Genomic DNA, 15,046 nt, shown 5'->3' with positions numbered 1-15,046 from the left:
TTATTGGATGAGGAGTTGGTAGTTTTGAAATGGTCCGAATTAAGCATTCACACAACACATGAAGCGGTCGAACCTATCTCAAATATTTTGCATGAAGCTGGTGCAAGTGGGGTTGTGATAGAGGACCCGCTTGATTTAATAAAAGAACGTGAGAATGTGTACGGGGAAATCTACCAGCTCGACCCCAATGATTATCCAGACGAGGGTGTCATTGTTAAAGCGTACCTGCCGGTTAACAGCTTTCTGGGCGAAACAGTGGACGGCATTAAAGAAACAATCAATAATCTGCTTCTTTACAATATTGATTTGGGCAGAAATCACATCACGATTTCTGAAGTCAATGAAGAAGAGTGGGCGACTGCCTGGAAAAAATATTATCATCCGGTAAAAATTTCTGAAAAGTTTACAATTGTGCCGACGTGGGAGGAATATACGCCGGTCCATACGGATGAGCTGATTATTGAAATGGACCCGGGAATGGCATTCGGCACAGGCACACACCCGACAACCGTACTCTGTATTCAGGCGCTTGAACGCTTTGTGCAAAAGGGTGATAAGGTGATTGATGTCGGTACAGGTTCCGGAATTTTAAGCATTGCAGCTGCAATGCTTAAGGCTGAATCGGTTCATGCCTACGATCTTGACCCCGTAGCTGTAGAAAGTGCACGCCTCAATCTCAAGCTGAACAAAGTGAGCGATATTGCTCAAGTAAAGCAAAACAATTTGTTAGACGGAATTGAAGGAGAACATGAAGTCATTGTTGCCAACATTTTGGCTGAAGTTATTCTTCGCTTTACTTCACAAGCGTACAGCCTGTTAAAAAAAGGCGGTTATTTTATTACGTCAGGTATCATCTCGCATAAAAAACAAGAAGTAAAAGAAGCCCTGGAGCAGGCTGGCTTTACAATCGTAGAAATCCTTTCTATGGAAGATTGGGTCAGCATTATTGCGAAAAAATAACAGTTAGTAGGTGTCACAGCGTATGCAACGATATTTTATCGAGCTCACGAAGCAGCAAATGGAGGAAGCGCCGGCTTTTACAATAACCGGCGAAGATGTTCATCATATTGTGAACGTGATGAGAATGAATGAGGGAGACCAGATTATCTGCTGCTCTCAAGACGGCATCGAGGCAAAATGTGAACTTCAATCTGTTTCCAAGGATCATGTGTCCTGTCTTGTGGTAGAATGGACGAATGAAAACAGAGAGCTTCCGATAAAGGTTTATATTGCAAGCGGCCTCCCGAAAGGAGATAAGCTTGAATGGATTATCCAAAAGGGAACTGAGCTCGGAGCACATGCCTTTATCCCTTTCCAAGCCGCGCGTTCTGTTGTCAAGCTGGATGACAAAAAGGCTAAGAAAAAGCGGGAAAGATGGACAAAAATTGCGAAGGAAGCGGCTGAACAATCGTACCGTAACGAAGTGCCGCAAGTGATGGATGTCCATTCTTTTCAACAGCTTCTTCAAAGGATGCAGGATTTCGATAAATGTGTCGTTGCATACGAGGAGTCATCGAAGCAAGGTGAAATAAACGCGTTCAGCGCGGTTGTAAGCAGCCTTCCGAAAGGATCATCCCTTTTGGTCGTGTTTGGCCCCGAAGGCGGTTTAACAGAAGCGGAGGTTGAGCGGCTCACAGAGAAAGACGGTGTGCCGTGCGGGCTTGGACCGAGAATTTTAAGGACAGAAACCGCTCCGCTTTACGCGTTGAGTGCGATTTCTTATCAAACAGAGTTATTAAGAGGTGATCAATAATGGCAACTGTTGCTTTTCATACGCTTGGCTGTAAAGTCAATCATTATGAAACAGAAGCGATCTGGCAGCTTTTCAAAGAAGCGGGCTATGAAAGAAGAGATTTTGAACAAACAGCTGATGTATATGTCATTAACACATGTACGGTAACCAATACGGGCGATAAAAAAAGCCGCCAAGTGATCAGACGCGCCATTCGTCAAAATCCTGACGGTGTCATCTGTGTCACAGGCTGTTATGCCCAAACCTCACCTGCTGAAATTATGGCGATCCCTGGTGTCGATATTGTCGTTGGAACGCAAGACCGTGAAAAAATGCTCGGCTACATCGACCAATACCGTGAAGAACGCCAGCCGATTAACGGTGTCAGCAACATCATGAAAGCTAGAGTGTATGAGGAGCTTGATGTGCCTGCTTTCACGGACCGGACAAGAGCGTCATTGAAAATCCAGGAAGGCTGCAATAATTTCTGCACATTCTGTATTATTCCATGGGCGCGCGGCCTGCTCCGCTCACGCGACCCTGAAGAAGTCATTAAACAAGCCCAGCAGCTTGTCGATGCCGGATATAAAGAAATTGTTCTTACTGGTATTCATACGGGCGGCTATGGCGAAGACATGAAAGATTACAGCTTCGCTAAGCTCTTGAGAGAATTAGATACTCGTGTTGAAGGCGTGAAACGGATTAGAATTTCTTCAATCGAGGCGAGCCAAATCACAGATGAAGTGATCGAGGTCTTAGACCGTTCAAATAAGATAGTCAACCATTTGCATATTCCTATCCAATCCGGATCAAACACTGTGCTGAAACGGATGAGACGTAAATATACGATGGAGTTTTTTGCAGACCGTTTGCACAAACTGAAAAAAGCATTGCCTGGCTTAGCTGTCACTTCTGATGTGATTGTAGGGTTCCCTGGCGAAACTGAAGAAGAATTTATGGAAACCTACAACTTTATTAAAGAACATCAATTCTCTGAGCTGCATGTTTTCCCTTACAGTAAACGCACAGGAACGCCGGCTGCGAGAATGGAAGGTCAAGTGGATGAAAACGTAAAAAATGAGCGTGTACACCGCCTGATTTCCCTATCCGACCAGCTCGCGAAGGAATACGCTTCCCAGTATGAAAATGAAGTGCTTGAGATTATCCCTGAGGAAGCGTATAAGGAAACAGAAGAAGAAAACATGTTTGTCGGTTACACGGACAACTATATGAAAGTTGTTTTCAAAGGAACGGAAGAGATGATCGGCAAAATCGTGAAAGTCAAAATCCTAAAAGCAGGCTATCCTTACAACGAAGGGCAATTTGTCCGTGTTGTCGAGGATGAAATAACTGAACACATGCGTTTATCTTCTTAACCTTTAAACCGGTGCATCCATATGTACCGGTTTTTTATTTTGCGGGAATGAGAAAGTGAATCAAGCGGTAAAACAAGGTGGTGAGCGGAAGAAATAAAAGAGCTGTCACCACATTAAATAAAAGGCTGAAATGCGCGATTTTTTGTGCGGGATCTGGTGATAGCTGTTCTACAAAGCTGGTCGCTGCTGTCAGGAAAGGAAATACAAGAGCCACACCCAGCACGTTAAACACGACATGGGCATACGCTGTCTGTTTCGCAGCATAGCCGCCGGATACAGCAGCCATAACAGCTGTAATGCATGTCCCGATATTTGACCCGAGCACGACGCTCATCGCCTGTGTCAGTCCGATAATGTCTTCATTCATAAAACTCATCAAAATACCGATGCAAACGGAGCTTGAGTGAATAATGGCAGTCAGCACCATACCGATAAGCAATGCGGACCAGCTTGAATCGTTCACGTGGTATAGAACGTCTGCTCCTGTTTTCAGCTTTGTAAGCGGTCCTGCAAGGTGACTGAACCCGGTGATGCAAAAAAAGATGATGCCGAGTCCGAGAAAGCTTGTTCCCAGCTGTTTCAAGGGATATCTGCCGGTCAGAAAAAACAATAAGCCGCCAATCAAAAGAATCCAAATCAAAACATCCATTTTAATGGCGATAAATTCAGTTGTAAAGGTAGATCCGACATTTGTTCCCAGAATCATCGGTATCGTCCGTTTAAAAGGAAGGACGCCCGCACTTACAAAGCCGATGACAATGACCATAAAGGCTGAACTGCTCTGAAGAATCCCTGTAAATACAATACTGATAAAGAACGCTTTTAATGGATGGTCCGTAAAAAAGAGCAATCGTTCTTCAATTTTTGAGTACGCCATTGAAATGAGGCCTTTTCGAAGCATGTTCATGCCTGCGAGAAAGAATAATATAAGAGCAATAAAACCGATCAAAATCAACATCCTATTCACCAACCCCTTTCCATCATTATATAGACAGGCAGTCGTACTCATGACGGAAAAGTGAACTCACTTAGTTGACCTGACTGATGGCTTATATTATAATGTCAAAGTACATGTTTATATGTGTAACTTAAAGGTAGTCGATTGGTGTATTCGGAGGGAGGGAAAGAGAATGTCAAAAACGGTCGTTAGAAAAAACGAATCGCTTGAAGATGCTCTTCGTCGCTTCAAACGCAGTGTATCAAAGACAGGTACTTTGCAAGAAGCAAGAAAGCGCGAATTTTATGAAAAACCTAGCGTAAAGCGCAAGAAAAAGTCTGAAGCTGCTAGAAAACGCAAATTCTAAAAGAGGGTGGATTTATGAGTCTTCTTGAGCGTCTTAACCAGGATATGAAGCTATATATGAAAAACCGTGAGAAAGACAAACTGACTGTCGTTCGAATGGTTAAGGCTTCACTTCAAAATGAAGCAATTAAGCTTAAGAAAGACAGTTTGACCGAGGATGAGGAACTGACTGTCCTTTCTCGTGAACTTAAGCAACGTAAAGACTCCCTCCAGGAATTTTCAAACGCTAATCGTTTAGATTTAGTAGATAAAGTTCAAAAAGAGCTGGACATTTTAGAAGTTTATTTACCCGAGCAGCTGTCAGAAGAAGAGCTGCTTACAATCGTAAATGAAACCATTGCTGAGGTTGGTGCGAGCTCAAAAGCGGACATGGGAAAAGTAATGGGTGCAATTATGCCTAAAGTAAAAGGCAAAGCTGATGGAAGCTTAATTAATAAGCTTGTTAGCAATCAATTGTCTTAAATGGCGTAAAAAAGGACATCTTTCTAAGAGAGATGTCTTTTTTTATACATAAAAAAATGAAACCTTTGATACATTGTTACGTATAAAGAGAAGGCACTTATTATAAAAAGGAAGGAGGGATATACTGCCCTTGCTTCATACCAAAGGATTCCGTGCTGCTCTCTTGAGCATATTTTTACTTTCTTTATTAGGCGTAGAACTGAACGCAAAAGCAGAAAAACAAACGGTGTATGTCATCCCGGTTGAGAAAAATGTCGAACAGGGCCTCGCCTCGTTTTTGTCCCGTTCGTTACAAGATGCAAAAGAAGCGCATGCAGATCATATTATTCTTGATATCAATACGCCGGGAGGATTGGTCAAATCAGCTATTGATATAGCGGACTCGATAACCGAAAGCGAGGTTCCGGTCACTGCATATGTAAATAAACATGCGTTGTCAGCTGGTGCATATATTGCCCTGCAAGCCGATAATATTTATATGGCGCCCGGCGGAAAAATGGGAGCAGCCGCGATTATTGACGGTAAAGGCAATGCCGCTGGCCAAAAAGCTGAATCACTTTGGCTGGCAGAGCTTGAAGATGCGGCAGTAAAAAATAATCGCGATCCTAAATATGCGCTCGCTATGGCTGACCCGGATATAGATGCCAAGGAGGTCGGTGCTCCGAAGGGAGATCTGCTTACACTTAACGCTGATAAGGCAATGGATGTAGGCTATTCAGAGGGAACTACTGACAATGTAACCGCACTCGTAAAGGAGCTTGGTTTCGAAAAAGCGGATATTCGTTATGCAGAGGAAAGCTTTATGGAAAAGACAGCGAGATGGCTGACGAACCCCGTCATTGTGCCTATTCTGCTGACGATTGCTTTTTTAGGTCTGACGGTTGAGCTTTTTTCCCCGGGTGTCGGCATCCCTGGAACGGTTGGGTTCATCGCGTTATTGCTGTTCTTTTACGGGCATCTCGCAGCAGGCCTGGCTGGATACGAGACAGTTCTTCTCTTTGCTGGAGGGGTGATTCTCATCCTGCTAGAGATTTTCCTTCCCGGGGGAATCATTGGATTACTGGGCTTAGGAGCGATTGTTGCGAGCCTGTTTTTAGCCGCGGGAAGCTTCACTGTCATGGCGATTTCTCTCTTGATCGCCTCAGCTGTTTCTATTACAGCTTTCATTTTACTGACAAGGGTGTTGGGAAAGCGTATGAAATTCTTTAAAAAATTTGTGTTAAATGACTCGACAAATACGGAGAGCGGCTATGTATCAAATCAAACGCGCACGGACTTAATAGGGAAAGTGGGCATAACCTATACACAGCTGCGTCCTGCCGGCACTGTCATTATTGATGATGAACGCCTTGACGTCGTTTCGGAGGGATCATTTACAGAAAAAGACAAGAAAGTAAAAGTGGTAAAAGTGGAAGGCTCACGCATCGTCGTGAGAGAAATTTAAACAGAATCGAGGAGAATTGATATGGATCCATCAACACTAATGATTTTGGCTATTGTCGTAGTAGGGATCATTGTTTTATCTGTATTTTTTACATTTGTCCCTGTCATGCTTTGGATTTCAGCATTAGCTGCCGGAGTAAGAATCAGCATTTTCACTTTGATAGGAATGAGGCTTCGCCGCGTTATACCAAACCGAGTGGTGAATCCACTGATCAAAGCGCATAAGGCTGGGCTTAATGTTGCCACCAATCAGCTTGAAAGCCATTATCTCGCTGGAGGAAATGTTGACAGAGTCGTCAACGCGCTGATTGCTGCTCAGCGAGCTAACATTGAACTATCATTCGAACGCTGTGCCGCTATCGATCTTGCCGGCCGCGACGTATTGGAAGCCGTTCAAATGAGTGTTAATCCGAAGGTAATTGAAACACCGTTTATTGCCGGTGTGGCTATGGACGGGATTGAAGTAAAAGCGAAAGCAAGAATTACAGTAAGAGCGAATATCGATCGTCTCGTTGGGGGAGCAGGGGAAGAAACCATTGTGGCCCGTGTCGGCGAAGGGATTGTCTCTACAATCGGTTCATCTGAAAGTCACAAAAAAGTGCTTGAAAACCCTGACATGATCTCTCAAACAGTACTCGGAAAAGGATTGGACTCAGGAACTGCGTTTGAAATTCTCTCGATCGATATTGCTGATGTTGACATTGGCAAAAACATCGGCGCGATTTTACAAACCGATCAGGCCGAGGCTGATAAAAACATCGCGCAGGCAAAAGCGGAAGAACGCCGTGCGATGGCTGTCGCCCAAGAACAAGAAATGCGCGCCCGCGTAGAGGAAATGCGTGCGAAAGTGGTAGAAGCCGAAGCGGAAGTGCCGCTTGCGATGGCAGAAGCTTTGCGTGAAGGAAATATTGGCGTCATGGATTACATGAATATCAAAAACATTGATGCTGACACAGACATGCGTGATTCATTCGGCAAGCTGACGAAAGATTCGTCTGATGAAGACAGTAAATCATAATCTCTCTAAGAAGGGAGAACGCTGATGGAAGATATACTGACCAATCCGCTCATTATCGCAGCGCTTATCGGAATCATATCTATGATTTTCGGTAAAAAGAGCAAAGAGGAAAACAAAAACAGCCAAAACAGAAACAAACCTCAGCAGGTGCAAACGGCTTCTCCTCAAAAGAAGCAGTCTGAAGATGCCCCTGTACCGATTCCTAACCGCATAGAACAGGCAAGACGGGAAGCGGAAGAAAGACGAAGAGAAACAGAAAGAAATCTAAAAGGGCTGGAACGTGATCTTACTGCAGTTAAACAAAAAGCAGTATATACAAAACAAAAAATGCTCCAGGTTAATAAAGATACTGTGGTACAAGGGATCGTCTTAGGCGAGGTGTTCGGGCCTCCAAGGGCAAAAAAACCTCACCATACGATGCGCACGGCCCGCAAAAATTAAAGTGTTAGAACCTCCTTTCAAATCATACATATGAGATGAAAGGGGGTTCTTTTTGTATGGGGCAAAGAAAGAATCGTGTAAAAGCTTGGCTGACAAAAGCATTGGAAATTCCCCCGGACGTTATGATGGATCTGCCGCGGATTACAATGGTTGGCAGACTTCATATCTACATAGAAAACCACAGAGGCCTTTTGCTTTTCAGTGAGAATGAAGTGAGGCTGATGCTGAAGCAGGGCCAGTGCATCATATCAGGTAAAAATTTTGTCATCAAGGCGATTCTTCCGGAAGAAATTCTTTTGGAGGGTACGATTGATGTCGTTCGATATGTTGAGTCATAAAGCCGAGGGGGAAATGTTGTGAAAAATAAATGGCTGTCTTTTTTTTCGGGTAGGGTCCAGCTTGAATTGACGGGAAGAGGGATTGAACGGCTCCTTAATGAATGCACTAGACAAGGGATTCCGGTCTTTCATGTCAAAAAAAAGAAAGAAGCCGTATTGTTATATCTACAGCTTCAGGATGTACATGCCTTTCGGCGGATAAGAAGAAAATTTAAATGTAAAGCCCAATTCATCAACCGGAAGGGATTTCCTTTTCTATTATTGAAATCAAAGTTGAATATAGGATTTACGATCGGTTTTGCAATGTTTTTCATCCTTTTGTTTTTGCTTTCCAATATGGTGTGGAAAATTGATGTGACAGGCGCTAACCCTGAAACGGAACATCAAATGATGCAGCATCTTAAGGACATTGGCGTCAAAAAGGGGCGTCTGCAGTTTTTAATGATGTCACCCGAAAAAATACAAAAATCGTTAACCAATGGAATAGACAATATCACTTGGGTCGGAGTTGATCTGAAGGGGACGACGATTCACATGAAAGTCGTGGAAAAAAATGAGCCCGAAAAAGAAAAGTATGTTAGCCCGCGCGATATCGTTGCCAAAAAGAAAGCAACCATTACTAGAATGTTTGTCCAAAAAGGTCAGCCGATGGCCGCAATCCATGATCATGTGGAAAAGGGACAGCTGCTTGTTTCGGGACTGATCGGGAGCGAAGAGCATCAGCAGGAAGTCGCCTCAAAAGCAGACATTTACGGAGAAACCTGGTACAGATCCGAAGTGACGGTCCCGCTTGAAACATTATTTAACGTCTATACGGGCAAAGTAAGGACAAAGCACAAGCTTTCTTTTGGCTCTTTGGCCATCCCGATCTGGGGAATGACGCTTAAACAAGAGGAGTTGAAGCATCCAAAAACGGAACAAGAAAAGCATTCGCTCCATTTTCTCGGATTTAAGCTCCCTGTATCCTATATCAAAGAGCAAACGAGAGAAAGTGAAGAGGCTTTGAGAAAATATACGAAAGAAGAAGCGGTTCAAGAAGGCATTAAAATGGGTAAACAGGATGTAGAGGATAAAATAGGCGAAAACGGCGAGGTGAAAAGTGAAAAAGTTTTGCACCAGACTGTTGAGAATGGTAAAGTAAAGTTGATTATTCTCTACCAAGTTATAGAAGATATCGTTCAAACCACACCTATTGTCAGGGAGACTGAAGAATGACAGAACATTTACTTGCGATGAATCAAAAACTGAAAAGCCCGGACGAGGCGCTTTCACTGTTCGGGAACCAAGATTCTTTTTTGAAATTGATGGAGAAAGATCTGAATGTAAATATCATTACGCGCGGCGAAACGATTTATGTTTCAGGCGATGAAGAATCGTTTCAGATTGCAGACAGGCTGCTGGGATCGCTCCTCGCTTTAATTCGCAAGGGGATAGAGATCTCTGAACGTGATGTGATTTACGCCGTCAAAATGGCAAAGAAGAATGAACTTGAATACTTTGAAAGCATGTATGATGAAGAAATTACAAAAACCGCAAAAGGCAAACCAATCCGTGTAAAAACGATGGGACAGCGGGAATACGTGGCCGCTATGAAGCGGAATGACCTTGTATTCGGCATTGGTCCGGCGGGAACCGGGAAAACATATCTGGCTGTCGTAAAAGCAGTCCACGCTTTGAAAAATGGACATATCAAAAAGATCATTTTGACAAGACCTGCCGTAGAAGCCGGTGAAAGCCTTGGTTTTCTCCCGGGTGACCTCAAAGAGAAAGTAGATCCTTATTTGCGCCCGCTATATGACGCTCTTCATGATGTGCTTGGGGCAGACCATACAGAACGTCTGATGGAAAGAGGCGTCATTGAGATTGCCCCGCTTGCATACATGAGGGGACGGACGCTTGATGATGCTTATGTTATACTTGATGAAGCACAGAATACCACGCCTGCTCAAATGAAAATGTTTTTGACGAGACTGGGTTTTGGCTCTAAAATGATCATTACAGGTGACGTTAGCCAAATTGATCTGCCGAAAGGCGTCAAATCGGGACTTGCAGTAGCGAAGGAGATGCTGAAAGGAATAGACGGCATTTCTATGATTGAGCTAGACCAGACAGACGTGGTCAGACATCCGCTTGTTGCGAAAATTATTGAAGCATACGATAAGCAAAATTAATGCTGAATGACCCGATCGCGCGTTATCGGGTCATTTTTATGATTGCTTATGGGCTTGATGTTTCCAGAGGAGGTTCTTGTGTTGAAAAAGAAGGGGAAGACCAAAAGCAGCTCAAAAAAATGGAGCAGCTTTACTAATGCCCGCTCTATGCATGTACTGCTGTATCTTCTGCTGGCTGCCATTATGTTTGCTTTGCTTTTTGTACATGTTAAGCCGGAAACACTTGATTTAGACCTATTTTCAGTCAGCGACAAGACCATTTATGCTCCGGCAACCGTGGAAGATCAAAAAGCCACAGAAGAAAAAAAGCAGGCCGCTGAGGACGCGGTTGAAGATCAATATACATTAAAAAAAGAATACACAGACAATCGGATTGACCTTGTATCATCTATTTTCGAAAGTATCAGCGAAGTGAAAAAATCATCAGAAGACAGCAAATCACCATCGGAAAAATCAATGGTGAAGTCTGTGAAGAACAAATTAACGTCAGATGTGAATGATTCCATATCAGAGGATTCCATCAAGACATTGCTGAAAGCAGACAGTGAAGACTTTTCTTTTGTCAGGGATACCGTCATTACAGCAGTAAATACGGTCATGAGCAGTGAAATCTCTTCGGATAAACTATCTGATGCAAAGGATAAAGTAGAAAAAGAGCTAAAGGGCAATTCTATCCCATCAAAATACTTGGGAGCGGCGACAGAAATCGGGCGTTTTGCTATTATTCCGAATTACGTTTTTGATCCGAAAGCAACGGAGGCAAAAAGGCAGGAAGCGTCAGACAATGTCCAGCAGGTTCAGATTAAACAGGGACAGGTGCTCGTTGAAGAAAACGACCTCATTGACCGGGAAGTGTACAGAAAACTCGAACTGACCGGGTTATTAAATAACTCAAATCTCTTTAAACCGATCAGCGGATTATTAATTATGATCGGACTATTCATCGCAACGCTTGTGTACTACTTTGAAAAACAAAACCAAAACCTGAAATTCAAAAACCAATCTGTCCTGCTGTTCTCCATTATCACAACGCTTTTGCTTATTATCATGGAGGTTGTCAGTTTATTCCAGAAGATGGAATATAATAATATCGGGTATCTTGTTCCTATTGCGGCCGGCGCAATCTTAATCAAACTGCTGATGAACGAACGCATCGCTATTTTGGGAAGTATCATTCTTGCGATTTGCGGAAGTATGATGTTTAATCAGGGTGTGACGGGAACATTCAATTATGTCATAGGAATTTATTATTTGATCAGCGGAATTTCAGGTGTTTTATTTTTAGGAAAACACAATGCCAGATCAAAGATTTTGCAGACCGGGCTTTTCGTGGCCTTTATTAATATGATTGTTGTTCTTTCCTTATTATTGATCCAAAACACCGCGCTGTCGGGGCTTGAGATCGGCACGTTAATGCTGATGGGCGTTGTGTCGGGGTTTGCTTCGTCAGTATTGATCATCGGCCTGATGCCGTTTTTTGAGACAGGCTTTGGCATTTTATCCACAATGAGGCTGCTTGAGCTGTCTAATCCTAACCATCCGCTTTTGCGCAAAATATTAACAGAAACACCAGGTACATATCATCACAGTGTAATGGTTGCCAATTTGTCAGAGGCAGCCTGCGAGGCGGTTGGAGCGAATGGTTTGCTTGCTAGAGTTGGCGCGTATTACCACGATCTTGGAAAAACAAAGCGGCCGCAGTATTTTATTGAAAACCAAATGAATATTGACAATCCGCATGACAAGCTCTCTCCTCAGCTGAGTAAAAATATTATCATCTCTCACACGACTGATGGTGCGAACATGCTGAGAAGCTATAAATTTCCGAAAGAGCTTGTCGACATTGCTGAGCAGCATCATGGAACCTCGCTGTTAAAGTTCTTTTATTATAAAGCGAAGGAAAAAGGCGACCAGATTACAGAAGAAGAGTTCCGATATCCGGGGCCAAAGCCGCAGTCAAAGGAAGCCGCGATTATATCAGTGGCTGACAGTGTTGAAGCAGCCGTCAGATCCATGCATAATCCAAATCCAGAGCGAATTGAAAAGCTTGTCCGGGGTATCATATCCGATAAGCTGCAGGACGGACAGTTCAGCGAATGCGATTTGACATTTAAAGAGCTGGATACAATCGCCAAAACACTCTGTGCAACATTAAAAGGAATTTTCCACTCCCGGATTGAATATCCGGAGGCTACTAAGAAGGTGAAATAGATGAGTTTACTGATTGATATTGTTGATGAAACGGGGAGTGTCTCTGAAGAGATGCTTAAAGAAGTAGAGAATCTGCTTCAATTTGCCGCTGAGCGTGAAGGCGTTCAGGATCAGGCTGAAGTTTCGGTCACGATCGTTACCAATGAAGACATACAGCAGATTAATAAAGAGTACCGCGGGAAGGATGCGCCGACAGATGTCATCTCATTTGCTCTTGAAGAGGAAGGAGAGGGCGAAGTGGAAATTGTGGGCGCGGAAATACCGCCTGTTTTAGGTGATATTATCATTAGTGCGGACCGTACAAGAGAGCAGGCCGAAGAATATAACCATTCTTTTAAAAGAGAGCTCGGATTTCTAGCCGTGCATGGATTCCTGCACCTTTTAGGATATGACCATATGACGAAAGAGGAAGAAGAGGAGATGTTTACTAAGCAAAAGGATTTGCTGGACGCCTATGGACTCAAGAGATCATAGAAATGAGCTGAAGCGATTCTTCAAAAGCTTCGTGCATGCAGGCAGGGGCATCCGGGAAACAGCGCGGACGGAGCGGAATTTCCAGTTTCATGCCGCAGCCGCGTGTGCTGTTCTCATCTGCGGCTTCCTCGTGGGGCTCAGCCTGATCGAGTGGGCGGTTATTTTCCTTTTGATCGGCGGAATGCTTTCGCTAGAGCTTTTAAATACAGCCATTGAACATACGGTTGATTTAATAACAGACAAACATCACCCGCTTGCTAAAGCGGCTAAGGACGCTGCCGCTGGGGCTGTTTGCGTTTTTGCCGTCATTTCGTGTATCATTGGTTTACTTATTTTTTTGCCAAAGCTGTAATCGCTGAAGATTCTTACATTTATTTTACATTTTTAGAAATGGGCGTGAAAAAAAGCGCGCGATTATGTAAAATATAAAGTGATAGCGGTACCATTATAGGTAAGAGAGGAACATGTACACATGAACAGACAGGAATTAATAACAGAAGCATTAAAAGCACGTGATATGGCGTATGTGCCGTATTCCAAGTTTCAAGTCGGAGCCGCTCTTCTTACCAAGGATGGAAAAGTGTACAGAGGCTGCAACATCGAGAACGCGGCATACAGCATGTGCAATTGCGCCGAGCGTACCGCTTTATTTAAAGCTGTTTCTGAAGGGGATACAGAGTTTCAGATGCTGGCTGTTGCGGCAGACACCCCTGGACCGGTATCTCCGTGCGGAGCATGCCGCCAGGTGATTTCTGAGCTTTGCACAAAGGATGTTATTGTCGTAATGACAAATTTACAAGGACAAATAAAAGAAATGACTGTGGAAGAATTATTGCCAGGCGCATTTTCATCGGAGGATTTACATGACGAACGAAAGCTTTAAATCAGGATTTGTATCTATTATCGGAAGACCAAACGTGGGAAAGTCCACATTTTTGAACAGAGTCATTGGACAAAAAATCGCAATTATGAGCGATAAGCCCCAAACGACGAGAAACAAAGTGCAAGGAGTTCTGACGACAGGTACATCACAAACGATTTTTATTGACACACCCGGGATTCATAAGCCTAAGCATAAGCTTGGGGACTTTATGATGAAAGTGGCGCAAAATACATTAAAAGAAGTCGATATGATCTTGTTTATGATCAACGCCGAGGAAGGCTACGGGAAGGGCGACGAATTCATTATTGAGAAATTGCAGAATCTGTCCACGCCTGTATTTTTAATCGTAAACAAAATTGACAAAATTCATCCCGATCAATTGCTTCTGTTAATTGACGAATACCGCGGACGTTATCCTTTTAAGGAAATTGTTCCAATTTCTGCTCTAGAGGGAAATAATATCGAAACATTGCTCACTCAGATTGAAGCATATTTGCCGGAAGGGCCGCAATTCTATCCGAGTGACCAAGTAACCGACCATCCGGAGCGCTTTATCATTTCTGAACTTATCAGGGAAAAAGTGCTGCATTTGACGAGAGAAGAGATCCCGCATAGCATTGCGGTAGCCATCGAATCAATCAAAGGGCAGGACAATGGTTCTGTTCACGTGGCGGCCACGATTGTGGTCGAACGGGACTCCCAAAAAGGCATTGTAATCGGGAAAAAAGGAAGCCTGCTAAAAGAAGTCGGAAAAAGAGCGAGAGCGGATATTGAAGCGTTGTTAGGCTCCCGTGTCTACCTTGAATTATGGGTCAAAGTGCAGAAAGACTGGCGTAATAAAATGTCCCAGCTTCGCGATTTTGGCTTTAAAGAGGATGAATATTAATCTCTCGCTGTGTCATGATCTCACAGGAACAGGGATACATTAGCAAATTTTGTTTAACATGAAATGGAGGACATCTGGTCAAGATAAAGGTAAGAATTTGGAGTTTAGGTAAGCTAGTTTAACTACAGAAAGGTGGGTTTCTTGTGTTGAATTTTACCTGGAACGTATTTTCTCAAACAGGAAATGTTGATACGTATCTTCTTTTTAAAGAACTGGAAAAAGAGAACATGGATAGACCCGAAGAACTAGAAGATGAGCTAGCCCGATTTGATTATCCAATTTTATAAACCTCTTGGCCGCTCCTGCTT

The 15,046-nt window shown here is 43.4% G+C and carries 18 protein-coding genes; 17 read left to right on the top strand and 1 reads right to left on the bottom strand.

Features of this window, described 5'->3' with window-relative positions:
• Positions 1–24 precede the first annotated feature (24 nt).
• From prmA to mtaB, 3 genes are read left to right on the top strand one after another with little or no spacing between them, the layout of a single operon-like run.
• Positions 25–960, top strand: coding sequence for a 50S ribosomal protein L11 methyltransferase (prmA, locus tag M1D98_RS12340; RefSeq protein ID WP_010330714.1), 936 nt, complete (start codon positions 25–27; stop codon positions 958–960).
• A 22-nt stretch (positions 961–982) separates the two neighbouring features.
• A complete protein-coding gene (locus M1D98_RS12335; protein ID WP_010330713.1) occupies positions 983–1,753 on the top strand; it encodes a 16S rRNA (uracil(1498)-N(3))-methyltransferase in 771 nt (256 codons plus the stop codon).
• Positions 1,753–3,108 carry a tRNA (N(6)-L-threonylcarbamoyladenosine(37)-C(2))-methylthiotransferase MtaB gene (mtaB, locus tag M1D98_RS12330; RefSeq protein WP_010330712.1) on the top strand — a complete coding sequence of 452 codons (1,356 nt, stop codon included), beginning with the start codon at positions 1,753–1,755 and terminating at the stop codon, positions 3,106–3,108. The genes M1D98_RS12335 and mtaB overlap by 1 nt, the downstream gene beginning before the upstream one ends.
• Before the next feature lie 34 nt (positions 3,109–3,142).
• Here mtaB and M1D98_RS12325 read toward each other — a convergent pair whose 3' ends face one another.
• Positions 3,143–4,066 carry a Na/Pi symporter gene (locus M1D98_RS12325; protein WP_121642929.1) on the bottom strand — a complete coding sequence of 308 codons (924 nt, stop codon included), beginning with the start codon at positions 4,064–4,066 and terminating at the stop codon, positions 3,143–3,145.
• Positions 4,067–4,238: 172 nt separating this feature from the next.
• Between M1D98_RS12325 and rpsU the strand changes: the two genes are divergently transcribed.
• From rpsU to M1D98_RS12255, 14 genes are all read left to right on the top strand, one after another.
• Positions 4,239–4,412 carry a 30S ribosomal protein S21 gene (gene rpsU, locus M1D98_RS12320; protein WP_003152957.1) on the top strand — a complete coding sequence of 58 codons (174 nt, stop codon included), beginning with the start codon at positions 4,239–4,241 and terminating at the stop codon, positions 4,410–4,412.
• 14 nt (positions 4,413–4,426) lie between these two features.
• Complete coding sequence (locus M1D98_RS12315) at positions 4,427–4,873, top strand: GatB/YqeY domain-containing protein (RefSeq protein WP_010330710.1); 447 nt, start codon at positions 4,427–4,429, stop codon at positions 4,871–4,873.
• A 130-nt stretch (positions 4,874–5,003) separates the two neighbouring features.
• Positions 5,004–6,317, top strand: a complete 1,314-nt coding sequence (locus M1D98_RS12310) for an NfeD family protein (RefSeq protein ID WP_456279616.1) — start codon at positions 5,004–5,006, stop codon at positions 6,315–6,317.
• A 21-nt stretch (positions 6,318–6,338) separates the two neighbouring features.
• Positions 6,339–7,334, top strand: a complete 996-nt coding sequence (gene floA, locus M1D98_RS12305; protein WP_010330708.1) for a flotillin-like protein FloA — start codon at positions 6,339–6,341, stop codon at positions 7,332–7,334.
• Positions 7,335–7,358: 24 nt separating this feature from the next.
• On the top strand, positions 7,359–7,775 hold the full coding sequence (locus M1D98_RS12300; protein WP_121642927.1) for a hypothetical protein: 417 nt from the start codon (positions 7,359–7,361) through the stop codon (positions 7,773–7,775).
• A 56-nt stretch (positions 7,776–7,831) separates the two neighbouring features.
• The gene (gene yqfC / locus M1D98_RS12295) at positions 7,832–8,113 is read left to right on the top strand and encodes a sporulation protein YqfC (RefSeq protein WP_010330706.1); all 282 of its coding nucleotides are present in this window, start codon (positions 7,832–7,834) and stop codon (positions 8,111–8,113) included.
• 18 nt (positions 8,114–8,131) lie between these two features.
• Positions 8,132–9,328: a sporulation protein YqfD gene (gene yqfD / locus M1D98_RS12290; protein WP_121642926.1), complete on the top strand. Its 1,197-nt coding sequence runs from the start codon at positions 8,132–8,134 to the stop codon at positions 9,326–9,328.
• Positions 9,325–10,284 carry a PhoH family protein gene (locus M1D98_RS12285; RefSeq protein WP_010330704.1) on the top strand — a complete coding sequence of 320 codons (960 nt, stop codon included), beginning with the start codon at positions 9,325–9,327 and terminating at the stop codon, positions 10,282–10,284. Before yqfD ends, M1D98_RS12285 begins: the two co-directional genes overlap by 4 nt.
• Positions 10,285–10,362: 78 nt before the next feature.
• The gene (pgpH, locus tag M1D98_RS12280; protein WP_268522977.1) at positions 10,363–12,495 is read left to right on the top strand and encodes a cyclic-di-AMP phosphodiesterase PgpH; all 2,133 of its coding nucleotides are present in this window, start codon (positions 10,363–10,365) and stop codon (positions 12,493–12,495) included.
• Positions 12,496–12,969, top strand: a complete 474-nt coding sequence (ybeY, locus tag M1D98_RS12275; RefSeq protein WP_010330701.1) for an rRNA maturation RNase YbeY — start codon at positions 12,496–12,498, stop codon at positions 12,967–12,969.
• Positions 12,950–13,321 carry a diacylglycerol kinase family protein gene (locus tag M1D98_RS12270; RefSeq protein ID WP_121642924.1) on the top strand — a complete coding sequence of 124 codons (372 nt, stop codon included), beginning with the start codon at positions 12,950–12,952 and terminating at the stop codon, positions 13,319–13,321. Before ybeY ends, M1D98_RS12270 begins: the two co-directional genes overlap by 20 nt.
• A 120-nt stretch (positions 13,322–13,441) precedes the next feature.
• The gene (locus tag M1D98_RS12265) at positions 13,442–13,852 is read left to right on the top strand and encodes a cytidine deaminase (RefSeq protein ID WP_010330699.1); all 411 of its coding nucleotides are present in this window, start codon (positions 13,442–13,444) and stop codon (positions 13,850–13,852) included.
• Positions 13,833–14,738: a GTPase Era gene (gene era, locus M1D98_RS12260; protein ID WP_010330698.1), complete on the top strand. Its 906-nt coding sequence runs from the start codon at positions 13,833–13,835 to the stop codon at positions 14,736–14,738. The genes M1D98_RS12265 and era overlap by 20 nt, the downstream gene beginning before the upstream one ends.
• Positions 14,739–14,881: 143 nt before the next feature.
• Positions 14,882–15,025 carry a YqzL family protein gene (locus M1D98_RS12255; protein WP_010330697.1) on the top strand — a complete coding sequence of 48 codons (144 nt, stop codon included), beginning with the start codon at positions 14,882–14,884 and terminating at the stop codon, positions 15,023–15,025.
• Positions 15,026–15,046: the final 21 nt, after the last annotated feature.

It is taken from the genome of Bacillus sp. K7, assembly GCF_053903245.1.
The sequence above is the reverse complement of the archived record's forward strand: the minus strand, read 5'-3'. Positions and strand labels throughout refer to the sequence as shown.